23 protein-coding genes and 6 pseudogenes are annotated in these 23,417 nt (G+C 58.4%); 16 read left to right on the forward strand and 13 right to left on the reverse strand.

The genetic code is table 11. The features are described 5' to 3' along the window. Positions 1–22 precede the first annotated feature (22 nt). The 14 genes and pseudogenes from RSDT_RS05575 to RSDT_RS06965 all read left to right on the forward strand — a co-directional run. Positions 23–1,324 carry an aminotransferase class I/II-fold pyridoxal phosphate-dependent enzyme gene (locus RSDT_RS05575; RefSeq protein WP_096399891.1) on the forward strand — a complete coding sequence of 434 codons (1,302 nt, stop codon included), beginning with the start codon at positions 23–25 and terminating at the stop codon, positions 1,322–1,324. Then, positions 1,311–2,597, forward strand: coding sequence for a glycosyltransferase (locus RSDT_RS05580; RefSeq protein WP_096399892.1), 1,287 nt, complete (start codon positions 1,311–1,313; stop codon positions 2,595–2,597). Before RSDT_RS05575 ends, RSDT_RS05580 begins: the two co-directional genes overlap by 14 nt. Continuing rightward, positions 2,563–3,582: a polysaccharide deacetylase family protein gene (locus tag RSDT_RS05585; RefSeq protein ID WP_096399893.1), complete on the forward strand. Its 1,020-nt coding sequence runs from the start codon at positions 2,563–2,565 to the stop codon at positions 3,580–3,582. The genes RSDT_RS05580 and RSDT_RS05585 overlap by 35 nt, the downstream gene beginning before the upstream one ends. Continuing rightward, positions 3,579–4,877 (forward strand): glycosyltransferase family 4 protein, encoded by a 1,299-nt coding sequence (locus tag RSDT_RS05590; protein WP_096399894.1) that lies wholly within the window; start codon positions 3,579–3,581, stop codon positions 4,875–4,877. The genes RSDT_RS05585 and RSDT_RS05590 overlap by 4 nt, the downstream gene beginning before the upstream one ends. Continuing rightward, positions 4,865–6,772 (forward strand): asparagine synthase (glutamine-hydrolyzing), encoded by a 1,908-nt coding sequence (gene asnB / locus RSDT_RS05595; RefSeq protein ID WP_096399895.1) that lies wholly within the window; start codon positions 4,865–4,867, stop codon positions 6,770–6,772. Before RSDT_RS05590 ends, asnB begins: the two co-directional genes overlap by 13 nt. A 226-nt stretch (positions 6,773–6,998) precedes the next feature. Next, positions 6,999–7,367, forward strand: coding sequence for an efflux RND transporter permease subunit (locus RSDT_RS07535; RefSeq protein WP_231941821.1), 369 nt, complete (start codon positions 6,999–7,001; stop codon positions 7,365–7,367). Continuing rightward, on the forward strand, positions 7,364–8,062 hold the full coding sequence (locus tag RSDT_RS07540) for an efflux RND transporter permease subunit (RefSeq protein ID WP_231941822.1): 699 nt from the start codon (positions 7,364–7,366) through the stop codon (positions 8,060–8,062). Before RSDT_RS07535 ends, RSDT_RS07540 begins: the two co-directional genes overlap by 4 nt. Beyond that, positions 8,059–9,120, forward strand: a pseudogene (locus RSDT_RS07545) (efflux RND transporter permease subunit). Before RSDT_RS07540 ends, RSDT_RS07545 begins: the two are co-directional and overlap by 4 nt. A gap of 186 nt (positions 9,121–9,306) precedes the next feature. Continuing rightward, on the forward strand, positions 9,307–10,521 hold the full coding sequence (locus RSDT_RS05605) for a bifunctional 3,4-dihydroxy-2-butanone-4-phosphate synthase/GTP cyclohydrolase II (RefSeq protein WP_096399896.1): 1,215 nt from the start codon (positions 9,307–9,309) through the stop codon (positions 10,519–10,521). Between the two features lie 244 nt (positions 10,522–10,765). Continuing rightward, positions 10,766–10,891, forward strand: coding sequence for a hypothetical protein (locus RSDT_RS07700; RefSeq protein ID WP_269457527.1), 126 nt, complete (start codon positions 10,766–10,768; stop codon positions 10,889–10,891). A 10-nt stretch (positions 10,892–10,901) separates the two neighbouring features. Next, positions 10,902–11,258 (forward strand): lactate utilization protein, encoded by a 357-nt coding sequence (locus RSDT_RS07550; RefSeq protein WP_231941823.1) that lies wholly within the window; start codon positions 10,902–10,904, stop codon positions 11,256–11,258. Next, entirely contained in the window at positions 11,242–11,496 is a 255-nt protein-coding gene (locus RSDT_RS07555; protein WP_231941824.1) for an LUD domain-containing protein, read from the forward strand. The genes RSDT_RS07550 and RSDT_RS07555 overlap by 17 nt, the downstream gene beginning before the upstream one ends. 4 nt (positions 11,497–11,500) lie before the next feature. Continuing rightward, positions 11,501–12,082, forward strand: a pseudogene (locus RSDT_RS07940) (LUD domain-containing protein); the annotation flags it as partial. Positions 12,083–12,279: 197 nt separating this feature from the next. Beyond that, positions 12,280–12,452 (forward strand): annotated as a pseudogene (locus tag RSDT_RS06965) (L-lactate permease); the annotation flags it as partial. Between the two features lie 213 nt (positions 12,453–12,665). Here RSDT_RS06965 and RSDT_RS07560 read toward each other — a convergent pair. The 13 genes and pseudogenes from RSDT_RS07560 to RSDT_RS05675 all read right to left on the reverse strand — a co-directional run bounded on the left by RSDT_RS07560 (position 12,666) and on the right by RSDT_RS05675 (position 22,253). Beyond that, positions 12,666–13,121 carry a ComEC/Rec2 family competence protein gene (locus RSDT_RS07560; protein ID WP_231941825.1) on the reverse strand — a complete coding sequence of 152 codons (456 nt, stop codon included), beginning with the start codon at positions 13,119–13,121 and terminating at the stop codon, positions 12,666–12,668. Positions 13,122–13,231: 110 nt separating this feature from the next. Then, on the reverse strand, positions 13,232–13,693 hold the full coding sequence (locus RSDT_RS07565; RefSeq protein WP_231941826.1) for a ComEC/Rec2 family competence protein: 462 nt from the start codon (positions 13,691–13,693) through the stop codon (positions 13,232–13,234). 27 nt (positions 13,694–13,720) lie between these two features. Continuing rightward, positions 13,721–14,698 (reverse strand): annotated as a pseudogene (locus RSDT_RS07570) (ComEC/Rec2 family competence protein). Further along, positions 14,637–15,089, reverse strand: a complete 453-nt coding sequence (locus RSDT_RS05630; protein ID WP_145954818.1) for a hypothetical protein — start codon at positions 15,087–15,089, stop codon at positions 14,637–14,639. The pseudogene RSDT_RS07570 and the gene RSDT_RS05630 overlap by 62 nt, the downstream one beginning before the upstream one ends. 126 nt (positions 15,090–15,215) lie before the next feature. Then, complete coding sequence (gene smpB, locus RSDT_RS05635) at positions 15,216–15,671, reverse strand: SsrA-binding protein SmpB (protein WP_096399899.1); 456 nt, start codon at positions 15,669–15,671, stop codon at positions 15,216–15,218. A gap of 36 nt (positions 15,672–15,707) precedes the next feature. Then, entirely contained in the window at positions 15,708–16,544 is an 837-nt protein-coding gene (gene rsmI / locus RSDT_RS05640) for a 16S rRNA (cytidine(1402)-2'-O)-methyltransferase (RefSeq protein ID WP_096399900.1), read from the reverse strand. After that, positions 16,486–16,874 (reverse strand): annotated as a pseudogene (locus RSDT_RS05645) (YraN family protein). Before RSDT_RS05645 ends, rsmI begins: the two are co-directional and overlap by 59 nt. 47 nt (positions 16,875–16,921) lie before the next feature. Next, a complete protein-coding gene (locus RSDT_RS05650) occupies positions 16,922–17,557 on the reverse strand; it encodes a ribonuclease HII (protein WP_096399901.1) in 636 nt (211 codons plus the stop codon). Beyond that, a complete protein-coding gene (gene rplS, locus RSDT_RS05655) occupies positions 17,554–17,901 on the reverse strand; it encodes a 50S ribosomal protein L19 (RefSeq protein ID WP_096399902.1) in 348 nt (115 codons plus the stop codon). Before rplS ends, RSDT_RS05650 begins: the two co-directional genes overlap by 4 nt. 128 nt (positions 17,902–18,029) lie before the next feature. Next, positions 18,030–19,325: a tRNA (guanosine(37)-N1)-methyltransferase TrmD gene (gene trmD, locus RSDT_RS05660; protein WP_096399903.1), complete on the reverse strand. Its 1,296-nt coding sequence runs from the start codon at positions 19,323–19,325 to the stop codon at positions 18,030–18,032. A 131-nt stretch (positions 19,326–19,456) separates the two neighbouring features. Next, positions 19,457–20,245 (reverse strand): 4'-phosphopantetheinyl transferase family protein, encoded by a 789-nt coding sequence (locus RSDT_RS05665; RefSeq protein WP_096399904.1) that lies wholly within the window; start codon positions 20,243–20,245, stop codon positions 19,457–19,459. 76 nt (positions 20,246–20,321) lie between these two features. Next, positions 20,322–21,011: a nicotinate (nicotinamide) nucleotide adenylyltransferase gene (nadD, locus tag RSDT_RS05670; RefSeq protein WP_096399905.1), complete on the reverse strand. Its 690-nt coding sequence runs from the start codon at positions 21,009–21,011 to the stop codon at positions 20,322–20,324. Further along, positions 21,012–22,253: a glutamate-5-semialdehyde dehydrogenase gene (locus RSDT_RS05675; RefSeq protein ID WP_408606728.1), complete on the reverse strand. Its 1,242-nt coding sequence runs from the start codon at positions 22,251–22,253 to the stop codon at positions 21,012–21,014. Between the two features lie 109 nt (positions 22,254–22,362). Here RSDT_RS05675 and RSDT_RS05680 point away from each other — a divergent pair, with 109 nt between their 5' ends. Together RSDT_RS05680 and RSDT_RS05685 are read left to right on the forward strand one after the other, a co-directional pair. Further along, a complete protein-coding gene (locus RSDT_RS05680) occupies positions 22,363–23,058 on the forward strand; it encodes a tetratricopeptide repeat protein (protein WP_096399906.1) in 696 nt (231 codons plus the stop codon). Positions 23,059–23,118: 60 nt separating this feature from the next. After that, positions 23,119–23,325 (forward strand): annotated as a pseudogene (locus RSDT_RS05685) (indolepyruvate ferredoxin oxidoreductase subunit alpha); the annotation flags it as partial. Between the last annotated feature and the right edge of the window lie 92 nt (positions 23,326–23,417).

Below are 23,417 nucleotides of genomic sequence, written 5' to 3' on the forward strand. Positions count from 1 at the left end.
TCACCTGTTTTGAGGATAAGGCATGAAGAAAAAATATTCCTGTCAGGCCGCCGTTGCGCCGACAGACCAACCTGAACACGTTTCAGGTTTCAATCGCACGCGTTCCAAGCTCTCCTTTGATCGTCTTGTGGAAATGGGCGCTAAAATGGGAATGATCAATCCCCTCTTTGCCTGCCACGAACGGGCGGCAAAAGCCACTACGCAAGTAAACGGACAGGAATATCTCAATTTTTCCACCTACGATTATCTGGATATTAATGCGCACCCGGAGATCACGGCGCTTGTCGCCGAAACCGCGCGCTTGTTCGGCACCTCGTCGGGCGCCAGCCGCCTTGTGGGGGGCGAGCGGCCCCAGCACAGAGCGCTGGAAGAAGCCCTGGCCGATCTGTATGAAGTGGAAGACTGCATCATTTATGTCAGCGGTCACGCAGCCAACGTGTCCACCTTGGGTTTTTTGTTCAGCGCCAGAGACGCCATTTTTCACGACGGTCTTGCGCACAATTCGCTCATTCAGGGCGCCAGACTTTCAGGCGCGGCACGCTATTCCTATGCCCACAATGACTGTGACGCACTCGAAGGCATGCTCAAAGCGCGCCGGGCGGCGCACAAACGCGCGGCGATTGTCACGGAAGGGCTTTTCAGTATGGACGGGAATATCCCCGACCTGCCCAGAATAATTGAGCTGAAGAAAAAATATGACTGTATGCTTATGGTGGACGAGGCCCACTCGCTCGGCGTGCTCGGCAAATCAGGACGCGGCGTACGCGAATATTACGGCTTCCCCTCCACGGACGTGGATATGTGGATGAGCACCCTTTCCAAGGTCTTGTGCGGTTGCGGCGGTTTTATCACCGGCAGCCGCGAGCTGGTGGAATTTCTCAAATACGGCTCGCCCGGCTTTGTGTTCAGCGTGGGCATGCCGCCTGTCATCGCCGCGGCATGCCGCAAGGCTCTTGAAATTATGCTGCGCGAACCAGCGCGCGTGCACAGGCTTCAGCGCATCACACGCTTTTTTCTTGAGTATGCAAAAAGCAAGGGACTGGATACCGGCGCGGCGCAGGGCTACGCTATTGTGCCAGTGTTGGTGGGCGATTCGATGGTGGCGGGCTTTCTGTCCACAGCGCTTTTTAAAAGGGGCACCTATGTCATGCCCGTTACGTTCCCGGCTGTCAAAGAAGGCACTGCGCGGCTGCGCTTTTTCCTTTCCGCCGCCCATACCGAGGAACATGTCCGTCAGGCGCTAGACGCTGTCGTGGAAGAGCTGCCAAAGGCGCACGCCATAGTGGAGCAATACCAGCGTGATCACCAGAATGGACAGCAGTAGCTCCTACGCGCCGCAGAAACTGCCATCCATCGCCTATGTCCTGCTCTGGTTTCCTCTCTCTTCCGAAACATTTATTTTTCGGGAAATAACAGAGCTTCTGTCTTTGAAGGTGCCCATACGCGCCTACACCATGTACGGCGAGGCCATCAACGGGTGCAGCGAGGAGATGCGCGCTTTTCCAGGGCCGGTGCGGCACTATGGGGTGTGCGCCACATTTCGCATCCTTGCGGCTTTCGCCCGCGCCGTGCGACTCAGGCCGGGCGCGGTAGCCGGACTTTTTCGCGAGGGCTTTTTCAGAAAAATGCGCGACCTGGAATCTCAGGGCGAAAATCTGTGGTGTTTCATGGCGGGGTTTCTTCTTGCCGAGCACTGTCTGGCGGACGGTATCACGCTGATCCATTCCGCCTGGGCCAACGGCCCGGCCACTGCGGCGTGGGTGGCGTCGCGCATGACCGGCATTCCCTTTGCCTTTACCGGACGCGCCGGAGACATTTATCCGCAGGACGGTCTGCTGCATGAGAAATCGCGTGACGCGCTTTTCATCCGCACCAATAACCGGGCCAATGTGCGCTGGCTGCAAAAATTCTGTCCTCCTGAACAGCAGGGCAAGGTGCACCTTGTGTACAACAGCCTGACTTTCCTTGGGCGCGCGGAAAACAGATCACCCACGCAGAAGCCTTTCCGGCTGCTGGCTGTAGGGCGTTTTGCCCGTACCAAGGGCTTTCCCGATCTTTTGACGGCGCTCGCACGCCTGAGGCGCGAACGCATGCCTGTATGCCTCACCCTGGTGGGCGACGGCCGCTGGCGGCGAAAACTGCACAGACTGGTGGACAGTCTGAGGCTGAAGGATATTGTGGATCTTCCGGGTTTTGTGCCCCATGATCAAACGCGCGAGTTCATGCAAAGCCACGACGTGCTGGTTGTGCCGAGCGTCGTGCATGATAACGGCGACAGGGACGGCATTCCCAATGTGATCATGGAGGCGCTCTCCTGCGGCATGCCTGTGGTCGCCACTGATGTGAACGGCATTTCCGAAGTGATACGCGACGGGAAAACTGGCCTGCTCGTGCCGGAGCGCAACCCGACCGCTCTGGCCGGCGCCGTGCGCCGCATGCTGGAAGATCGCGACCGCGCCCTTTCCATGGCGAGAGCCGGACAGGCGCTGGTGGAACGTATGTTTGACAGAAAAACCAATACCGAGGCCTTGCGCAATCTCTATGTTGACCAGTGGATGTCTGATGCCTTCGCCGCTCTATCTGGCCGTCAGCCTTGACGTGGAAGAAGAATGTCTTTTCAGCGGCCGCTATGCCAGCCGCGCCCCAGCGATGAAAAACATCGCCTGTCTTGCGCGGCTTGAGCCCCTTCTGGCGCGGGGCATACGGCCGACGCTTTTTTGCGCGTACAGCGCGTTGGTGGACGAGGCTTCGCGCGACAGTTTAAACCGGCTCAGGGAGAGGGTGGAATTCGGCGGGCATTTGCACCACTGGAACACGCCGCCCCTGAGCCTCAACGGCACAGGGGCGGATTTGTCGGATTTTACGCGCAGCGTATCTTCGGCCGCCGTCCCGTCGCGACTGATGGCGGCAAAACTGACAAATCTGTTCAGCGCCGGCTCGAATTTTTGCGGCGCGCCTGTGACGAGCTTTCGTATGGGCCGTTGGGATCTACGCAGGGAACACTGGCCCATGCTGGCCCGCGCGGGCGTGCTCTGCGACGCATCTGTGCGGCCGCTGCACTGCGCGGCAAAGAACGCCGCCGGACCTGACCATTTTTACGCGCCGTCAGATCCCTACTGGGTGCAGACGGAAGGCAGGCGCATTTTTGAAATTCCGCTCACGGTCACGCCGCTCGTGCGTTGTATGCCGCATCTCTTTTCAACCCTGTCGGATCGCGCTGGCCGTCTTGCGCGCGCCGGTCTGAAAAACTGGGGGGCGCTTGCGCTGTTGCCCGTGCAACATCCCTTCAGGCTTATGCAGCTCGTCACGCGGCTTTTTGCGTCACGCGGCGGACGGGTGCTGTCGCTCACTTGGCATTCTTCGGAAATGATGCCCGGCGGCGCGCCGCACATGCCCGACATTGGGGCAGTGACCAGATTGATGGATAAAATCAGCAGGTATATTGACTGGTTATATAATAACTGGTCTGTTCGCAGCTGTACCATGAGCGAACTCAGGGACGCGCTGGGCGCATCCACGCCCGTGCCGTGCGCGGCACGGGCTGGCGACTGGACAATACGACACGCAGGACAAGCCGTATGAATACTGACGCGTCAAGGCCGCTCCCGGAGGGGATGCCGCATATTGCCTGTATATTGTTGTGGTATCCGCTGTTTACCCAGCCTTTTATTTTTCGCGAAGTGGAAAATCTCAAGCAGCGGTTGCCAGTGGAAATATATACGCTATACGCTTCCAATCTGCGGTACTGCTCGGCGGAAATGCGCGCGGCGGCAGGGAATGTTCGCACAGCGGGCATGAGGAGGCTGCCGTGTTTTTGCTTTGATGTCCTGCGCGGATTTTTGACGCAGCCCGCACTGCTGTGGCGGCTTTTGAAACGTAGTCTGTTCAGGCGCTGGCACAACTTTGAAACATTTGCCGAAAATCTGTGGGCATTTTGCGCGGGCGTCAGCCTTGGCCGTCTGCTGCGCGAGGACGGAATCGACATGCTGTATGCCCCTTGGCCGCGCGGCACAGCCACTGCGGCATGGGTGGCCGCGAATATTGCGGGCATACCTTTTGCCACCGCCGCGCGCGGGGACAACCTTGAACCGGCGGATCCGGACCTCGGCGCAAAATTTGAAGCGGCGCTTTTTATACGCGCCAACAACGCGGCTGATCAGGCGCGTATAGAAGCGTTTGACCACGGACAGGCAAAAAACAAAGTGGCTCTTATCTATAACAGCCTGACATTGCCTTCGCCCGTCGCTGCAAGGCAGACCCGCAGGCGCTGTCCTGTGCGTCTGCTGGCGCTGGGGCGTTTTGACGTGACAAAAGGTTTTGACGTGCTACTTGCCGCCTGCGACGTGCTGCAGCGCAACGGCCTCAATTTTCATCTGACGCTCGCCGGCGGCGGCGGCAAGGTCATGGGCCTTGGCGGCATGGAGGCTCGACTTGTGACAATGCGCAAAAACCTTGGTCTTGAAAGCCGTGTTGAGATGCCGGGCCTGATTTCGCATGACGATCTGCCGGGCATTCTTCGCAATCATGACATTTTTGTGGCACCCTGCGTTGTGCACGCTTCAGGGCGCCGCGACGGCATCCCCAATACGGTGATTGAAGCGCTGGCCTATGGTCTTCCTGTTATCAGCACCACCGTGAACGCTCTACCTGAAGTGGTGCGTGACCGCGAAACAGGTCTGCTCGTGCCGCCGGGTGATCCGGAAGCGCTTGCCGGGGCCGTGTTCCGGCTTGCGCAAAATCCTGACGAGGCCCTACGCATGGGGCGCAACGGCATGCTTTTGGTCGCGGAAATGTTTGATCCCGAGCGCAACAGCCGGCGGCTGGCGGAACTTTTTGTCAGTCAACACGCCCTCTGGAAAAAATCGTGTGCGGCATAGCGGGCGTCTGCCGTCTTGACGGCGAGGCGCTTGCCGCTGACGCTGCCGCGCAGGTAACGGCTATGACCGACTGTCTGGCGCACCGCGGGCCGGACGGCAGCGGCGTCTGGCAATCCGGCCCTGTTTGTCTCGGGCATAGAAGGCTCTCCATTATCGACCTCTCCGGCGGCGCCCAGCCCATGCACAGCGCCTGCGGTGAATTGAGCGTGACGTTTAACGGCGAAATATATAATTTTATCGAACTGAAAGAAGACCTCGCCGCGCTGGGTGCGCGCTTTACAACCAACTCGGACACGGAAGTCATTCTGCAGGGCTATCGCGTCTGGGGCACAGACTGCCTCGAACGCTTTGACGGCATGTTCGCTTTCGCCCTCTGGGACGAGAAGCGCCGGCGTTTGTTCTGCGCACGCGACCGTTTCGGCAAAAAGCCTTTCTTTTACACAACGCAGAACGGCATTTTTTGCTTCGCCTCGGAGGTGACCGCCCTGAGCCGTCTGGCAGACCTGACGTTCACTGTGGACTATGGAGCCGTCATGCGCTATTTGGCGTACGAATATGTGCCCACGCCGCAGACCATTTACCGTGAAGCCACGAGTCTGCCGCCGGCGCACCTGCTCCTGCTCGAAAACGGCAGCATGCGTGTCGACCGCTATTGGGACATGCCCGCTCCGGACGAGAACGACACGCGCGGCGAGCAGGAACTGTGTGAGGAATTGCGGCGCCTGCTCTCCGCGGCTGTCCGCCGGCGCATGATCAGTGACGTGCCGCTGGGCGTTTTTCTTTCCGGAGGCATTGATTCCACTATTGTGGCCGGTCTGATGGCCGCCCATTCGCCGACGCCCGTCAAAACATTTTCCATCGGTTTTGCAGAGGCGAGCTATGACGAGTCCCGCTATGCGCGCGCAGCAGCGGCGGCGTATGGCACAGAGCATCACGAGCGTGTGCTGGAGGCTTCTGAATGCGCCGACCTGCTGCCGGATATTGTACGCCGCATGGACGTGCCCATGGCCGACGCTTCTGTGGCACCGACCTGGCTGCTTTCCGAACTGACCCGTGAAAAAGTCACTGTGGCGCTGGGTGGCGACGGCGCTGACGAGCTTTGGGCCGGGTATGAGCATTACATAGCCTTCAAGGCGGCTGAATGGCACAACGCACTGCCCGCCTTTGTGCGGCACGGCATTATCGCGCCGATCGCGCGCATGCTCCCTATTTCCGCTGGGTATGTCAACCCGCGTCTGGCAGTGGCAGCGTTTTTAAACGGGGCGAACACACAGCCTGCCCTACGCGTGCAAAGCCTGCTCACGGCCTTCACTCCGGAAATGCAGCGCGAAGTATTGGCCCCGGACTGTGTGGTTCAGGATCTGCTGCGTCCCACGGCGCTCTTTGCTCCTACAAGCGGGCATTATGAACACTGGCGGCCGGAAGACGCCGCAACGCCGCTTGCCCGCGCCTTTCATGTGTATGCGCGCCAGTTTTTGCTCGACGATATCCTGGTAAAAGTGGACCGTTGCTCCATGCTGCACTCCCTTGAAGTACGCGCGCCGTTTCTGGACAAAGACGCGGCGCAATTCGCTGCACGTTTGCCCGTGCGCTGCAGACTGCGCGGCTTCAAACGCAAGTATCTGCTTAAAAAAGCTTTTGCCGGCCTGCTGCCGCCCGACATTTTGCGCCGCAACAAGCGTGGCTTCCAGATACCGGTGGCGGCGTGGCTGCGCGGCAGAATGCGTCCGCTCATGGAAGACATGCTTGACGAGCGCGGCCTGCGTGCGCAGGGCATATTTAATCCCCGCGCCGTGCATGCGCTTGTGGACGAACATGTCTCCGGCAGGGCCGATCTGCGCAAGCCGCTCTGGACATTGCTCGTCCTGCAGCTCTGGCTGCGGACACATCGCTGAATTTCGATCCGTTTGGGCTTCGGGCCATGCGTACAGAAAAAAATTTCGGGGCTGTTGGAGGTTTCGCGGCGCGTGCCGCAGTCCTGCCGAGGTGTTTTGTTCATGCCGCAAACCGCTATGAAGGGGAGAACTGGCCGCTGTGACGCCGTTTTGACGGATCGCCGAATGCCCGGCAATTGATTTTTTTTTGCTTGTGCGGCAGGAAAAGACTGCGCATACTCAGCGCATGAATATCGCCGCTGTGTTTATCCGCCGCCCGGTCGCCACCACCCTGATCATACTGGGGATGCTTTTTTTCGGCTCCGCGGGCTATCTCTCCCTGCCGGTGAACCAGTTGCCAAATGTGGACTTTCCCACAATTCTGGTCATGGCCGATCTGGAGGGCGCGGATCCGGAAACCATGGCAGCCTCGGTAGCAACGCCCTTGGAGAAGGAGTTTTTCACCATCGCGGGATTGACTCCATTTCTTCTGTCAACGCCATCGGCCGCAGCAGAATCATCATACAGTTCGCGCTCGACAGGGATATTGATGCGGCGGCGCTTGACGTTCAGTCAGCCATCGGGCTGGCGCAGTGCCGCCTGCCCGCCAACATGACCACGCCCCCGAGCTTCCGCGTGGAGGGCGTGGCGCAGGTGGTCATCTATGGACAGAAAAAGTATGCCGTGCGCGTGCAGCTTGATCCGGACGAGTTGGTGACGCGCGGGCTCGGCATTGACGAAGTGGCCGACGCCGTTGCGGCGGCCAACAGTATGCTGCCCACAGGTTCTCTGGACGGTTCACGCCGGTCAAGCTTCATCAAGTCTTCCGGCCAGCTTTTCGACGCGCGGGCATTTCGCGACGTGGTGGTTGCTTGGCGTAACGGCGCGCCCGTGCGTCTGGGTGAACTGGGTGCAGTGGTGGACAGCGTGCAGCAGGACAAACAAACTGCCTGGGGCAACGGCGGCGTGCCGAGCATCACTCTTGCCGTGGACCGTCAGCCCGGCACCAACATGGTCAAGGTGGTGGACTCCATCCGCTCTCTACTGCAGGCGCTGGAACGTCAGCTGCCACCCTCTGTCAGCGTGGATATTTTTTATGACAGGTCTGAGTCCATTCGCGAGTCTGTGGCGGACCTGAAATTCACCCTAGTGCTCACAGTTTTTCTGGTTGTGGTAGTTATTTTTCTGTTTTTGCGCAATCTGCCAGCCACCATCATACCCAGTCTCGCACTGCCCATGTCCGTCATTTCCACGTTTGCCATCATGATGGCGCTGACCTTAATGCCCTGTACGACTGCGCCCAAGATGTGAACAGCGACTTACAGATCAAGAACCCGGAACTGCGCGTCACCATTGATCGCAGCAAGGCGGCGGCGCTTGGCGTCAGCCCGCAGCAGATTGAGCTGTCTCTGCAATCAGCCTATGGTTCTCGTGAAATTTCAATAAGTTATGCGCCAACTAACGATTACAGGGTGATGATGGAATTGCAGGAGCGTTTTCAGCAGGACTCCTCTGCCCTCTCACGCCTATATGTGCGCTCAAAAGACGGGGTTCTCGTGCCACTGGACACGCTGGCCAAACTCTCGCCCGACGTGGGGACCATAGCCGTCAACCATGCTGGGCAGTTCCCGGCTGTGACCATTTCTTACAATCTGCAGCCCGGCGTGGCGCTGGGGCAGGGCGTTGCCACTGTGGAGGCGACGGCCAGGCCGCTGCTGCCCGATTCCGTCAATGCGGAATCCCAAGGCACGGCGCAGGCCTTCCAGAAATCTCTGGAGGGCATGGGCTGGCTCTTGATTCTGGCCATTATGGTCATTTATCTTGTGCTGGACATTTTGTACGAAAGTTTTCTCCATCCGCTGACCATACTCTCCGGCCTGCCTTCTGCCGGTCTCGGCGCGCTGGAAACGCTGTGGCTGTTCGGCAGGGAGTTGGATCTGTACGGCTTTGTCGGCGTGATTATGCTGCTCGGCATTGTGAAAAAAAACGCCATCATGATGCTTGACTTCGCTCTTGAGGCCCAGCAACGCACCAGTCCATCTCGCCGCTTCAGGCCATTACAGAGGCTTGTCATGTGCGTTTCCGCCCCATCATGATGACCACCATGGCCCGCGCTGATGGGCGCGCTGCCCATTGCCATCGGCATCGGCACCGGAGCCGAGGCGCGACGGCCGCTTGGTCTGGCCGTTCTGGGGGGGCTTGTGCTTCTCGCAGCTTGTGACGCTTTATATCACGCCCGTCTATTACTATTATATAGAAAGACTTTCCCGCCGCCTGCAAAAAAATTATGGCGGCCGCTTCGTGGAGCATTGAGCCGCGGATGCGCCTCATGCGTATTTTTCGCATCCATACGATGCGTGAGCGCATAAACGCCATCGCAAAAATATGTAAAACACTTGCAGAAACTGTGCCCTCGCTTGTCTCAGCATTGCCGTAACTGAGCAAAACATAGTTATATCACTATATTGTTGATTACAGACGCACGGCTTGACAGAACCTCCGTCGCTCTATACCTTCCTCTTTGCAACACATTATCCGATTGAAGGAGTTGTGTCATGCCTCTGTGCAGCGTGGAAGAAGCCGTTGCCGACATCCGGCAGGGCAAAATGATTATTCTTGTGGACGACGAGAACCGTGAAAATGAAGGCGATCTGACCATGGCCGCCGAACACGTCCGTCCGGAGTCCGTTAATTTTATGGCAAAATACGGGCGTGGTCTCATATGCCTGCCCATGGCACCCGAACTCGTGGATCGTTTGCAGCTGCCGCTCATGGCCCAGCGCAATAGCTCGCGTTTCGGCACAAATTTTACTGTTTCCATTGAGGCCAGCGTGGGGACCACCACAGGCATATCGGCAGCCGACAGGGCTGTCACCATCAGGGCCGCAGTGGCGGACAACGCTAGGCCAGAAGATATTGTCACGCCAGGTCATGTTTTCCCGATCAGGGCACGCGACGACGGTGTGCTCGCCCGCGCCGGCCAGACAGAGGGCGGAGTGGATCTTGCGCGTCTGGCGGGCTTGAAACCCGCGGCCGTGATCTGTGAAGTCATGTGTGACGACGGCAGCATGGCCCGCATGGCGGATCTGGAACAATTTTCTCAGGAACACCGTATCAAAATAGCGGCCGTCAAGGACATCATCCGCTACCGTCTCGAACGGGGCCAGGTGTCCGTGCGTTGCGAGGCGCGCGCGCATTTGCCGAGTCTGTACGGCGATTTTACCATCCATGCTTACGGGAGCGAAATTGAGTCCGACACGCATCTGGCTCTTGTCAAGGGCGATATTTCCGGGCCTGAGCCGGTGCTTGTGCGTGTGCACAGTCAGTGCCTGACAGGAGATGCGCTCGGCTCGTTGCGCTGCGACTGCCGCGGGCAGCTCGGAGCGGCGCTTTGGCAGATTGAAAAGGAAAGGCGCGGCGCGTTGCTCTACATGCGTCAAGAGGGACGTGGCATCGGGCTTGCCAATAAAATCCGGGCGTACGCACTGCAGGATCAGGGCTATGACACTGTGGAGGCCAACCGCAAACTAGGCTTCCCCGACGATTTGCGCGATTATGGCATTGGCGCGCAGATTCTGGTGGATCTCGGCATCCGCAAAATACGTCTTTTGACAAACAATCCAAAGAAAATTGTCGGTCTTTCCGGCTACGGCATTGAAATTGTGGAGCGTGTGCCTGTTGAAATGGAGGCATGCTCTGAAAATGAGGCTTATCTGCGCACAAAAAAAGAAAAGATGGCCCATCTTTTAAGTGATGTGTATGCACACTGAAGCTTACATCCTTTGACAGACGCGGCGGCTAGACGCAAGGATGGTAAACGCCAGATGCCGCCTTGCCTGCGACTGGTTGCGTCGATTTCCGATAACAGTGTGCGCGCCATGCTCAATTTTATGCTGGGCGACCGCCATATACGCCAGCTCGCCGCACATCCCCTGCGCCAAATATCCCAAGCATGGACGAAGCCCGTCAGGGCGGCTGTATGGACGATAAATTGTATACGGACACGTCTGAATCATGTCTGAAGGTGTCTGCGTCATTAATAAGGCTGCGGTGTACATGCCGGAAAGTCTTGCCTGCATAATGCAGCTTGAGGACGTGCTTTCCCACAACAATACAGGGCGCAGGTCAGGCACATGGTAAGGAGAGGTCTATGGCCCTTGCAGATTTCGTCAACCAGCAACTCGTGGAGACTTTCACCGCCAAAGCAACGGCAGTCAACGCCATGGTGCAGGAGCTTCCGTCGATGGCGGCGGCACTGCAGTATGTGGTGGACGTTTGTGAAAGCAAACAGCCTGCAGGACTTCATAAACAGCCCACGCGCGTCAAGCGGATAGTGGCCGCTCCGGATTTGAACGACGTGGATCTCGCCGCGCTGTCCAAATCCTGTGAAAAAAAGGGGTTTCTTTGCATTCGCGACGGACTGCGCCGATATGTGGCCGGTTTTGACGTGGGTATTACCCAAGCAAGGCTGGGCGGCAAGCGGCACCTGCATGGTGAATACGGATAACGAAGACGCCCGGCTTGCCGGCATGATTGCGAAAATTCACGTCATTATGCTGCGCAAGTCGACGATTTATCCGGATTTGCCATCCATTGCCCAGTATTTGCGCGAACGCATGGCAGAGGGTGAAACTACATACACCACGCTGGTCTCCGGGCCCAGCCGCACCGCCGATATTGAGCGTGTGGCCGCTATGGGCGTGCACGGCCCGCTGGAACTGCACATTATTCTTTTGGAGGACTGAGGCCATGCATGAAACCACAACTAGCCTTTCAGACTATCGCAAGCAAATAGATTCCGGCCCTGCAGGATGATTTTTTACGCCGCACGCTGGACACCTTTGCCGTGGCCTACCGCGCCAATCGCGAATCTATTTTCCGGGAAGTGGACGAAGATGGGCTTATCAACAAAATCGCCGAAGCCAGAGACAAGGCCTGTCGGCACATGGAAGAACTCTATGCGCGGTTCAAAGATAATGCTGAAAAACGCGGCGTGTACGTGCACCGCGCGGCAACGGCGGCAGAGGCAAACGACATCATAGCCCGTATAGCCGAAGAAAATAACGTCAAGCGGATCGTCAAATCCATGACGGCTGAGGAAACTACACCTCAACGACCGTCTATTTGCCGACAATCTTAATTGTGGACGAAACAGACCTCGACGAATGGATCATAACAGTTGCGCCACGAAGAACCTTCACACACGGTTTTGCCGGCCATTCATCTTTCGCGGTATCAGGTTGCCGATGACTTCACCAAAGTCACCGGGGTCAAACGGTGACAAACAAGGGCAACGCCCGCATGGTCACAACCCTGCCGCGCGTGCACGTTGTCGCGGAACGTATTCCATAAAATTCCCGGAAATTTCAGCCCAGCTGCTATGGTAGTGGACTGCCCCAGCTGCGTCATGCAGCGGCGCGGCGACGCGGAAAAGGCGGAGCTTTTGGCGGAAAACCTGAAACGGTAACGGAAGATGTACCTGAGTGTGCCTTGCAGGCACTTTGTCCGCCATCATTCCTGCCATAATGGGCGGCTTGTTCGGCATCTTTCCCATTGTCTGGATCATCATCACCGCCGTGCCGTGTGGATTTACAACATGACGGTGGAATCCGGGGGAGTTGAAATCATCAAGGACTCTCTGGCGAGCATGACGGACGCCCGCCGTCTGCAAGCCATTTTCATCGCCTTTGCCTTCGGCGCCATCGGCGTGCCGATTATTGTGGACATCTCGACTTCCGGTCTAGCTGCGGGCGCGAGGCGTTATGCTTCGCGCCCGAATTCGCCTGCAATGGGCGATGCGGACAACGATATGAATACAAACTGCCCGACTTCTTCACAGAGGTCGGGCAGTTTTCGTCGTCATGCGCATGACGAAAGCCTGACGTGCCGCAACGGACGTCGTCCCCCCGCCTGCTCAATCAGTTTTTGCCCGTGCTGAGGAGACGCGCGCGGGGCCGCGCTCCGGCAAGGTTACGCTGATTTGTCCATACTGCGCTGTTGTGAGCAAAGGTATGCCATGTTGCGCCAACCAGGCGCAGCTTGCGGCCGGATGCCCGTAGCTGTTCTGAAATCCGCAGGATGCCAGCACCAGACGAGGCTGAACGGCTTTGTAAAAATCGGGGAGAAAGCCCGTGTCTGAACCGTGGTGCAGCGCAATGAGCACATTGGCGCGCAGGTCCAGCAGACGTCGCAGAACGCGGTTGCCGGCGTCGCCCGGCAGCAACACAAGGCCTTCGCCACGGCGAAGCAGACGCAGCACCAGAGACTCGTCATTAGTGGACTGCACGCCGTCTGTCGGCGTTTCCACGCAGGGGGTCTTGCGCGGCGGATGCAGCACAGCAAGACGCAGCCCGCTGTCCGGATCGCCCACGATCAGTTCATCTCCTTCTGCAAGCGGACGGCTGCCCAGTTCCCGCCGCAGCTTGTCCCATTGTTGCTCCGCGAGTCCTGCTGGGCTCTGCCCATTGTCAAAAAGGGCATCTACGCTGAACTACTGCAGTATATGGATGAGACCGCCCATATGATCATATCAGGATGACTGTTGATCACCGCTGTCAGGTACGGCGCGTCATTGTTGGTCAATACCGGCGCAACGAGCGACTTGCCGGGCTCAAACCGGGGTGAAGCGCTGCCGCCGCCGTCCAGCAACAGACGCAGATGACCCGGAAAGCGCAGTACAAGCGCCTGCCTCTGTCCCACATCCACAACGCGCAAGCGCATATCTTGGGAAAAGCGCGATTGCAGGCGCGCAATCGGCCCAACACACAGCAGAACAAGTCCGATGTACAGCCAGACGTCGTCCGGCGTCCGGCAGGCAAGAGCGCCCTGCCGTGAGCGCAAGGGCACTTGACAGAGCGGCAAAGGCTGGCAGTGCCGTCCAATGCGGGCGTAACAGTGCCGGCCCTTGCAGAAGATTATGCCCGTTGAACCAGACGAGCGCATCCGCAAGCCACTGGCCAGACGCGGCCATCAGGTTGAGCGTAAACCGCGCCGGAGCATCTGCAACGCAAGGCCAAGGAAGGCGCCGGGCAGCACCAGCAGGTCCACTGCGGGCAGCCAGAGCATATTAAGCGGAAACCAGAAACCTGCATTGCCGAATATCAGCAGGTTCATGGGCAGGAGCGCCGTCTGGATCAGCATGGAGACAAGCAAAATCTGTAACAGGCGGCGCGGACGCAGCGCTTTGAAAAGCTCTGCGCTCTCCCGGATTCAGCGTCCGACGGTAGTACACGACGAAGCAGGGGCAGACCTAGGCCGATAAACGCCCACACAGAGCGCAGAGAGCTGCAGGCCGGCATCCAGCGCGCTTAAGGGCGACACAACGGTGATGCACAACAAGGCCGCGCAGAGTGCGTCAAGCATGGTGCGCGGATGATGGCGCGTGAGCCAGACTGCCGAAACAAAAAGCATGCAGCTTGCCCGGACAAGCGAGGCTGGCGCATTGCCGATCCAAAGATAGACAAGCGCCGGCAGGCAGGCTGCCAGCACGGCGCAGACGAAACGCGGCTGTTTAAGATAGAGCGGCGCGTATAGACGGGCTGCGGCCAGCACGCAGATAAGGCCAAACAGGCCAGCCACGGACAGATGCTGACCGGAAAGCGCGAGGCTGTGTGCCAGTGTGGTGGCGGCAAAGTTGTTCATCGTCTGTTGACGAATAAAACGTCGGTCGCCGAACAGCAGGGCCACAAGAATTGCTTTGCCCTGCGGCATGTCGTATGCGGCTGCCGAGTGAGAAGCTCCGTCCGCATTCTGCAACGGCTCAGGGTCTTTCTGCGCCAGCGCTGTCAGAAAAGCCTGGAGCAGGTTTACGCGCCAGACGGCCGGCGCGCTCGCCTCTCCTGAAAGTTGCGGATTTCCCTGATCTGCCTTGCTCCACACTTGAAAGCTAACGCCCCGCGCCTTCCACACAGACGTCAAAATCTGCGAGACCTTCATTGGCAAATCCATGAATCTCGCGCGGCTGCAGGTCAAGGCAGACGGTCTGCCCAGGCAATGGATTAAAAAATGGCGCTTCCCAAGTCCAGGCAGTCAGATCCGGCGCCGGCAACGCTTCCCTGTTTTCCGCCGAACGCTCCGTCGCAGGCGTTTGCGACGAGTGCAGCACGCGCGTATTCTGCAAAAAAACACGCAGATGATTGTCCGACAGGCATTGTACGTCGTTCACAACGCCACAGACGTGCGCCGGCTGCTTGCCGCGGCGTTCCGTCAATCTGCTGTCAGACAGTGAGTGAACCGGGGCGGGGCTGTATAATTGCCAGTGCGCAACGGCAAGGCCGAGCAGCCAGAGGCTTGTGGCCAGCCCGAGCCGGAACGGCGCGGCGGAGCCGCTTGTCCGCAAACGGCAGCAGCAGCGCGCAGACAAGCGCGGGAAAGGGCCATGCGACTGCCGTGATGCCCGATATTCAGAAAGCGAGATAGATTTGCCAGAGCAAGGGGGCTTGCTGCGGTGGGGATCGCATATTTTTCAGAGCGTTTCGCGGGCCATGTCCCGTTCTGCCGCACGCTGTTTGAGGCTTTCACGGTGGTCGTGCAATTTTTTGCCCCGCCCGAGGGCGATTTCCACCTTAATTTTGCCGTGGCTGGCATACACGCGCACCGGCACAACGGTCAGTCCTTTCTGGACAACAGTTCCAGCGAATTTTGCGATTTCACGAGCGTGCAGCAAAAGTTTGCGGGCTCTTTCCGGGTTCTGCGGCGCATAGCCCGCATTGGCGTAAGGGGCTATGTGCAGCGAAACCAGCCAGGCTTCGCCCTGACGGAATTCAACATAACTATCTATAAAATTTACTTTTCCAGCGCGTATGCTTTTCACTTCCGGGCCGGTAAGGGCGATGCCGGCTTCCAGAAATTCGGAAAGCTCATAAAAATGCCAGGCTTTTTTGTTGACGGCAATCACTGGGCGTGATGTTTGGTTTTTCATGGCTGGCCAAGCAGATACGCATCCGGTCGTTCTGCGTCAGTTTTTGTTGTCTAAAATCAAGGAATAGAGCTCTTTCCTACTCCAGCCGCATGTCAGCCGTTGCAGCCGTCGTGCCAGAGCGCGGGGCTTGTCGCCCGGCTCTGCTTCCAGGTTGACCAGGAGGCGCACTTCTTCCACTGAAGTGCGTTCCGTCTGTTCCGGCGGACCAATGACAATGGTCAACTCGCCCAACAGGCCGTCCGACAGCTCCGCGCTCTTTTCCAGCCGCGTGAGTATAAATTCCTCGTGTGTTTTGGTCAATTCACGACAGACAGCCATCTCTCGGGGGCCAAGAACAGTCAGCGCGAGCGCGAGGCTTACCTTGAGTCTGTCTTTGCGTTCAAAAAAGACAAGAGCACCCGGCGTTGCGGCAAAAGCCGCGAACAGCGCCTTTTGCCCGGCGGCGTTGCGGGGGAGAAAACCCAGAAAGGTAAAGGGAAGCGGGGGGAGACCAGCAGCGGAAAGGGCTACCGCAGGGGCGCACGGCCCAGGCAGCGGAGAAACCGTTATGCCCTCTTTGCGGCAGGCCCGCACCAGACGATAGCCTGGGTCCGCCACAAGCGGCGTGCCCCCGTCGGAAATCAGCGCGAGCGAGCGTCCTGCCCTGAGCAGACGCAGGGCTTCTTCGGCTCGTTGTTCTTCATTGTGTTCGTAAAAACTTAAAAAATTCCGGGCATGAATGCCGTGCCGGGCACAAAGCTGCGCCGCTCGGCGCGTGTCTTCCGCCAGGATCACATCCGCTGTTTCCAGAACGTAGCGTGCCCTCGGCGATAAATCACCAGGGTTGCCAAGCGGTGTGGCCACCACCCAGAGACGAGGAGAAGTCAAAGGCATGTCGGTAATGCTCCGCGCTGAAGGTATCGCCGTTGCGCAGCACGCAGACTACGTCAAAGCGGCAGGGACGGCGCCAAGCGTCATGTGCCGCGGCCATCCCTGTGCCGCGCGTGCGAGCTGACGCTGTTTCTCCGGCGTTACAGCGTCGGCCGGGTCGGACATGCCTTGAGCCTGACGCGTCTTGACCTCAACAAACACCACAGTATCGCCGTCCGCGCACACAAGATCAATCTCAAGCCGGCCTTTGCGCCAGTTGCGGTCCAACAGTCGAAAACCGACCTTTTGCAGAACTGCGGCCGCAGCATCTTCACCCGCGTGTCCCAAGCGCATGTGTTCGGGGACTTTCCGCAACGTTTTTTTCGCGGCGCGACGTCCTGTCACCATAAAGAGAGCCGGCGCGGCGTCTGTTTTGTATCTTCCGCAACGCCGCGGAACGTCAGACGGTGTTGTGGGCAAGGGCCGAGCCGGCGCAAGGCGGCAAAATGGGCCTTTGTGCCGTAGCCTTTGTGCAACTCAAAGCCATAGCCCGGCCAGCGACGGGCGAGTGAACGCATAAGCTTGTCTCTGAACGTTTTTGCCAAGATGGATGCCGCGGAAATGGCGTCTATTGTTTTGTCCCCCTTCACAATGGCTTTTTGTACGGGGCAGTGGTCATGATGCCCTGCCAGCCAGTGCGGGGCTAGTACCCTGGAGGGCAGGGTTTTGTCGCCGTCTATGAGCAGTGCCGTGGGCGTTGCGCGCAGTGCGCCCACAGCCCGGCTCATGGCTTCAAAGGTGGCCTGCAGTATGTTGATGCTGTCAATGCGTCTTGGCCAGACAAGGCCGAGACCCCAAGCTGTCGCGCGGGCTTTGATGAGTGGGGCGAGTACTTCCCGCGTTTTCGCACTCAGGGCTTTGGAGTCAGCAAGACCGGAGATACCGTGACCGGGCGGCAATATCACCGCGCAGGCCACCACCGGCCCGGCCAGACAGCCGCGTCCGGCTTCGTCAATGCCGGCGGCGACAGCTTTCAGAAGCGGCCGCGGGGCTTGATGCGCGCCGCCTTGCCCTTGAGAGCGCGCAGATAATACAGACGGCTGCGACGCACGCGGCCCAGCGTGACCAATTCCACATGATCAATGAAGGGCGAGTTCAGCGGGAAAATACGCTCCACGCCTACACCGTCGGAAATTTTGCGCACAGTGAACGTGGCATTTGTGGAACCGCGTTTGATGCGTATCACATTGCCCTGAAATATCTGAATGCGTTCTTTTTCGCCTTCCACAATGCGCAGGTGCACTTTGACCGTGTCTCCGGAGCGGAACGCGGGCATATCCATGCGCATATTTTTCATTTCAATTTTTTTGATGACATGCATGGTGAACTCCCTGTGCGATCGCGTAGCGTTTCCGTTACATCCGCGCTGTTGCGCCGCATCAAACTTATTTATAAAAAGCGTGTGTTTTTTGATATTCACAGCATTCGTCCCGCCGCCGCAACTGACGGTCAGCGGTAATCGCCCAAAATTCTGTCCGCAAAAATAGCCGCTGCGCTACGCACCGATAAATGATTATAGCCTAAAAAACGCAGTGGCCGCATCACGCCTTCGCAACGCTCAAGCGCTTCACGCGCAAGACCCCTCGCCGTGCCGAGGCACAGCAGCACCGGCCTGTCTGCGCACCAGTCGCGGATGTCCTTCGGCGTCAACGGCGGCGGCACATTTTTTTCAACAGGCCAGCTTGCGGAACTCGCAACAAGCCGCGGCTCTGCTCCCGCGCGTTCGCGCAAATGCGCGACAACTCCGTCAAGCGAAGCGGCCAGGCGGACACCCGCAAGCGCGAACGCCCTGTCGGGCTTGGCAACGCTTGCCGGACCGCGCGTCCAGTGCCGCAAAATTTCCTCAAGCACGAGCTGCTGATCTGCCAGCGGCGTGACTACATAAAAAGGCCCCATTGTATAGCTGCTGGAAATTCTAGCTATATCGTGAATATCAAGATTTGTCAAAGAGGATGCCCCGGATTTTTTTTCATCCAGCAGTACAGGATAGTACAGCAGGCAGAATGAAAGATTGCGGCCCGGCCGTTCGTGGGGAATATCGGCCAGTGAGAGGGCGTCTTCATGAGTCAGGGGCGCCGTGTCAAGCATTTCCGGGCGGGTCGCCAACGTGACCGCGAGCGCCGCGTCACGGCGCCAGCGTGCAATGCGCGCATGGTGCCCTGTCAGAAGGATTTCAGGCACAGGCAGATTCTCCAGCACTTCCGGACGGGTGTAGTGGGGGTATTCCAGCAGCCCACTGGAGAAACTTTCTTCCGTAGCAGATTCCTCTTCGCCCATAAAGCCGGGAATGAGCCTCGCCACAGCTTCAATAACGGCCAGTGCCGCTGTTTCGCCGCCGTTGAGCACCACGTCGCCCACGCAGACAGGAGTGAGGGGGAAAAGCCGGCCAAGACGGGCGTCCAGACCTTCATAGCGACCGCAAATCAGTGTTATATCCTCTTCAGCGGCAAACTCGCCAGCGAATTTCTGGGTAAAGAGGCGTCCACCCGGCGTCAGAAGCGCCATGCGCCCAGGCTGCGGTATGGAGCGTATGGCGCGCGCTAACGGCTCGGCCTGCATGACCATACCGGGGCCGCCGCCGTAAGGCCGGTCGTCTGTGTGGCGGTGCTTGTTTGCGCTGAAGTCGCGCGGGTTGTGGAAACTGAATTCGACAAGGCCTGTCCGGCGCGCCTGCCCCAGCAGTGCCGTGTTGAGCGGCGAATCAAAAAATTCGGGAAAGAGCGTCACCAGATGAAAGCGCGGCATGTGGCGCAGAATGACGCAATACGGCTTTCCTGGCAAGTTTTTGGTTGGAAAGCCAAAAATTTGCCTCAGGTCCGCTAAAAATTTTTTGTGTTAAAGCGGGTACGGTTTTGCCTACCGGCGCCGCACGGCGGCTACATTGCGTCTTCCAGAATTTTTTGCGTCTGAGATGCGGTAAACCAGAAAAATCGCAGCGCGTCAGGCGATGTTTGCAGGAATACCTGTGAGCCAGCGAGACAGAGCCAGTGGCCGGGACAGGGCACAAGACGCCAGTACATCGCGCCGCTGCTGAGGCTCACACAGCCGGCGCGCCCACCGGCACGTCCCGCGTACAGTGTCGCCGGGTCGTGGGACAGGCCCAAGCCCGATGCCTTGAGGATGGCTTCCTTAATTGTCCAACGGCGAAGGGCCTCCCGTTGCGCCTGTGCGGGAGACGCCAGCGGCCGCATCTCTCCGTCCGCAAAAGCGCGCTGTGACGGCGGCGGGTTTATCAACGCTTCGGCGTCCAAGGCCAGCACATGCTGCTCAGAAGCAGCGGAATTCCGTTGCTGACTGGAAAGGCGCGCCAGCGCGCAAAAGGCCGCTGCGCTGCTGTGGCTGAAACCGACAAGCCAGCTGTGTAGGATCGGCCGTCCGAGGGCATCCGCCCCCAGCAATGCCGTTTTACGGACCACGCCGCGATCGCCCCTGTCGGAAGCGAGACCTGTAAACAACAGGGCCCGGGCCAGCAAACGGGAACAGCGCTGCTGCATGCCCGTAGCGGATACGGTGGAAAAACGGCTGATATGGTGGCATTGTTCCGGCGCAAGCCGGGGCGCGAGCGCTGTTTCCAGACGCGCGCACAGGGCGTGCAGGGCGTCCGGCGCAAGCTGAGGCTGAGGCGCGCCGAGTATCAGTATCTGTGCCGCGTTTTGTGCGTTCATGGTGCAGTGTCAGATTGCGCAAAAATTCGTTGCCCTGTATGTCGGGTTCGGCTCTTGCGGCACTTGTCAGCACCAGTTACTCCATCGTTTGCCAGCGATCTGCCGCAACCGCGCGGGCGCCGTCCAAAAGCCGCAATACCGTCCGTGGAACAAGATAGGCGACACTGCGACCATTGAGCCAGCGCTCACGTATGTCTGAAGCACTCACATTGAGGCAGGGCAAAGGCAAAAAATACGCCCGCCCGCCGCCGGGCAACGCCAAACAACGGCCACGCGGCAGCAGGGAAGGGCGTTCTTCCGCATCCGGCCACAGTCTGACGACTGTGGCGACAAATTCGTTTTCCGCCATGCCGCCGCGCGGCGCCACAACAAAATGGCAGAGCGAAGGCAGTTCCAAACCCCGAAACCATGTTGGAAGCAGGGCAAAGTCTGGAGCGCCGAGCAAAAAATAAAAATCCGTTCCCGGCAGTGCAGCTCGACAGGCGGTCAGCATATCCCATGTGTAGGCGATCCCTTCCCTGCGTGATTCCAAACGATTACAGCGCAAAAATGGCAGATCGGACACAGCCGCCTCCAGCATGGCGGCACGCAGCCCGAACGGCAGTAGATTGCCGGCGGCCTTGTGGGGCGGCAAAGCGCATGGTGTCAAATCCACACCGTCAATCAAGCCATTCAGAGCTTCGTGCGCTTCGACGGCAAGGCGCAAATGTCCTATGTGCGGTGGGTTGAAAGAGCCGCCCAATATAGCGCGGCCGTGTCTGCTCATTTATTCCCGCACCTGCCCCTGCCCCAGCACCACAAATTTTGTGGTGGTGAGTTCCTGTACTCCCATGGGGCCATAAGCGTGCAGTTTGGAAGTGGAAATGCCGATTTCAGCACCTAGGCCCAGCTGGCCGCCGTCGTTAAAACGGCTTGAGGCGTTGACGGCCACCATTGATGCGTCGGCTTCACGTAAAAAACGCAGTGCGTTGACGTGATCGCGCGTGCAGATGACCTCGGTATGATTGGAGCCGTAACGCGCTATATACTCAAGAGCCTCGTCCAGACTGTCCACAACGCAGACCGCAAGAATCAGATCATGAAATTCCTGTCCCTTGTCTTCAGGCTGTTGGAGCTTTGCCTCAGGCCCCAACAGAGGGAGGGCACGCGGGCATGCGCGCAGCTCAACCCCCACAGCGCCCAGTCTATCGCCAGCCATGGGTAAAAAACGCGCGGCAACGTCTTTGTGCACCAAAAGACATTCCAGTGCGTTGCACACGCCCGGCCGCTGTACCTTGCCGTTAAAAACAATGTTGAGCGCAGCGTCCATATCCACATCCGCGTCAATAAAGGCGTGGCAAACTCCTTTGAAATGTTTAAGCACAGGCATGACGGCCGCTTCCGTCACCGCCTGCACAAGGCCTTCGCCGCCGCGCGGAATAATCACATCAATATACTGATCAAGTTTGCACAAGGCGGTGATGGCCGCGCGATCTGTTGTGGTCACAAGCTGCGCGGCATCCGCCGGCAGTCCCGCGTGCGCCAGCGCCTCTTGCAGCAGCGTGGCCAAAGCTATGTTGGAGCGCAACGCTTCGCTGCCGCCGCGCAAAATTACCGTATTGCCGGCTTTGATACAAAGAATGGCGGCGTCAATGGTAACATTAGGGCGCGCTTCATAAATCATGGCGATAACCCCGAGGGGAATGCGCATGCGTCCCACCAGCAAACCGTTCGGCCGCTGCCATTGGCTCTCTGTGGCGCCCACAGGGTCAGGCAACTGCGCCACATGCAGGCAGGCCGCACGCATTTCATCCATGATCGCGGGAGTCAGCGTCAGACGGTTCAGACGCGGCGTGTCCAGGCCCGCCTCGCGCGCAGTCTCGACATCCTGCTGATTGGCAGCGAGAATGTCCCGCTCCCGACCAGCAAGCAGGTCAGCAAGATATGTCAGCGCCAGTGTTTTGTCGTGCGGCGCGCTTCTACCCATACCCCGCGCCGCGACCTTTGCCCGCGCACCGAAACGCACCATTTCTTCAGCCAGCGACACAGATTCTCTTAAAGCGTTCATATTTACTTTGACAAAACAACGGTTCCGGACATATTTTACAGCTCTTCTTTACTCCAAGGAGTTCTGATACATGAATCCACAAAAGAATCAAGATGCCGAGGCCTCCAATCTGTTGCGCGACATTCAGTCTGAAGTAGGCACGGAAAGCGCACCGCTCATGCGTCTGATACTGCAATATGCCGGAATTATTGCCGGTGTGCTGTCCCTTTTTTTGCTCCTTTTAACGGGAACGGCCGTATGGAGATGGCACAGCAATTCAGCAAACGTTGCGGCAAGAGAGAAACTGGCGCGCCTCACCCTGACAGGCCAAGGAGATGCCCGTGTCAGGGCACTGTCGGAGTTCGTCGCGACAGCGCCTGAAGCAGTGCGGCTTTCCGCGTATCTTACGCTGGGGCAATGCGCCTTGGAAATAAACGATTATACCGTTGCGGCAGCGGCGTATGCAGAGGCTGCCCGGCAGGACAGCGACGGCGCCCTCGGCGCGTCCGCCATGCTCGGAGAAGCCTGCGTGCTGCTGAAGGCCGGGAAATACGCTGAGGCGGAGGATATTCTGCAAACGGTTCAGACACGCCTGCCGGACGCTGCCCGGACGCTGCAACTGCAGCAACTGTTGGCGGAAGCAGCTGAAAAAGCGGGCAAGACGGCACTGGCCGCCGCGATCTGGCAGAAACTGGCAAAAGAAATTCAAGGGCTGGACAGCGACTATTTTCTTTCCAGAGCCATGGCGTCGATGAAGGATACTCCGCTCCCTCAGATGAAAGAATAATTATTGATAGTCGTTATTGGGAAAGCGCGCCACGGCGGCAATCTTTTTGTGTGAGGCATTATGAGCAATGCTCCGCTTCTGTACGGCGTTCGCGGAGAACGCTATCTCCTGCTCGGCAACGAAGCTGTTGTGCGTGGCGCTCTGGAGGCGGGTGTGCACATGATAGCCTATTACCAAGACACACCGTCCTCGGAAGTGCCGGCCACCTTTTATCGTCTTGGCGGCGAAAGCCGCTACCGGCTGGAATATTCCGTCAACGAAAAGTTGCCTTGAAGGTTTTGCATACTTGTTTTTCAGTGACATGCTTGGCTTTTAGCAGATTTTTGGCTACTTAGCTGAGCATGACCCATTAAAATTTG

The organism is Candidatus Desulfovibrio trichonymphae (assembly GCF_002355955.1).
Taxonomy (GTDB): domain Bacteria; phylum Desulfobacterota; class Desulfovibrionia; order Desulfovibrionales; family Desulfovibrionaceae; genus Desulfovibrio; species Desulfovibrio trichonymphae.

Excerpts from the sequence above, each read along its gene's own strand:
- RSDT_RS05575 (WP_096399891.1), top strand. The coding sequence starts at position 23 with ATGAAGAAAAAATATTCCTGTCAGGCCGCCGTTGCGCCGACAGACCAA.
- RSDT_RS05580 (WP_096399892.1), top strand. The coding sequence starts at position 1,311 with ATGGACAGCAGTAGCTCCTACGCGCCGCAGAAACTGCCATCCATCGCC.
- RSDT_RS05585 (WP_096399893.1), top strand. The coding sequence starts at position 2,563 with ATGCCTTCGCCGCTCTATCTGGCCGTCAGCCTTGACGTGGAAGAAGAA.
- RSDT_RS05590 (WP_096399894.1), top strand. The coding sequence starts at position 3,579 with ATGAATACTGACGCGTCAAGGCCGCTCCCGGAGGGGATGCCGCATATT.
- RSDT_RS07535 (WP_231941821.1), top strand. The coding sequence starts at position 6,999 with ATGAATATCGCCGCTGTGTTTATCCGCCGCCCGGTCGCCACCACCCTG.
- RSDT_RS07540 (WP_231941822.1), top strand. The coding sequence starts at position 7,364 with ATGACCACGCCCCCGAGCTTCCGCGTGGAGGGCGTGGCGCAGGTGGTC.
- RSDT_RS05605 (WP_096399896.1), top strand. The coding sequence starts at position 9,307 with ATGCCTCTGTGCAGCGTGGAAGAAGCCGTTGCCGACATCCGGCAGGGC.
- RSDT_RS07700 (WP_269457527.1), top strand. The coding sequence starts at position 10,766 with ATGTCTGAAGGTGTCTGCGTCATTAATAAGGCTGCGGTGTACATGCCG.
- RSDT_RS07550 (WP_231941823.1), top strand. The coding sequence starts at position 10,902 with ATGGCCCTTGCAGATTTCGTCAACCAGCAACTCGTGGAGACTTTCACC.
- RSDT_RS07555 (WP_231941824.1), top strand. The coding sequence starts at position 11,242 with ATGGTGAATACGGATAACGAAGACGCCCGGCTTGCCGGCATGATTGCG.
- RSDT_RS07565 (WP_231941826.1), bottom strand. The coding sequence starts at position 13,693 with ATGCGCTCGTCTGGTTCAACGGGCATAATCTTCTGCAAGGGCCGGCAC.
- smpB (WP_096399899.1), bottom strand. The coding sequence starts at position 15,671 with ATGAAAAACCAAACATCACGCCCAGTGATTGCCGTCAACAAAAAAGCC.
- rsmI (WP_096399900.1), bottom strand. The coding sequence starts at position 16,544 with ATGCCTTTGACTTCTCCTCGTCTCTGGGTGGTGGCCACACCGCTTGGC.
- rplS (WP_096399902.1), bottom strand. The coding sequence starts at position 17,901 with ATGCATGTCATCAAAAAAATTGAAATGAAAAATATGCGCATGGATATG.
- trmD (WP_096399903.1), bottom strand. The coding sequence starts at position 19,325 with ATGCCGCGCTTTCATCTGGTGACGCTCTTTCCCGAATTTTTTGATTCG.
- RSDT_RS05665 (WP_096399904.1), bottom strand. The coding sequence starts at position 20,245 with ATGAACGCACAAAACGCGGCACAGATACTGATACTCGGCGCGCCTCAG.
- nadD (WP_096399905.1), bottom strand. The coding sequence starts at position 21,011 with ATGAGCAGACACGGCCGCGCTATATTGGGCGGCTCTTTCAACCCACCG.
- RSDT_RS05675 (WP_408606728.1), bottom strand. The coding sequence starts at position 22,253 with ATGGTGCGTTTCGGTGCGCGGGCAAAGGTCGCGGCGCGGGGTATGGGT.
- RSDT_RS05680 (WP_096399906.1), top strand. The coding sequence starts at position 22,363 with ATGAATCCACAAAAGAATCAAGATGCCGAGGCCTCCAATCTGTTGCGC.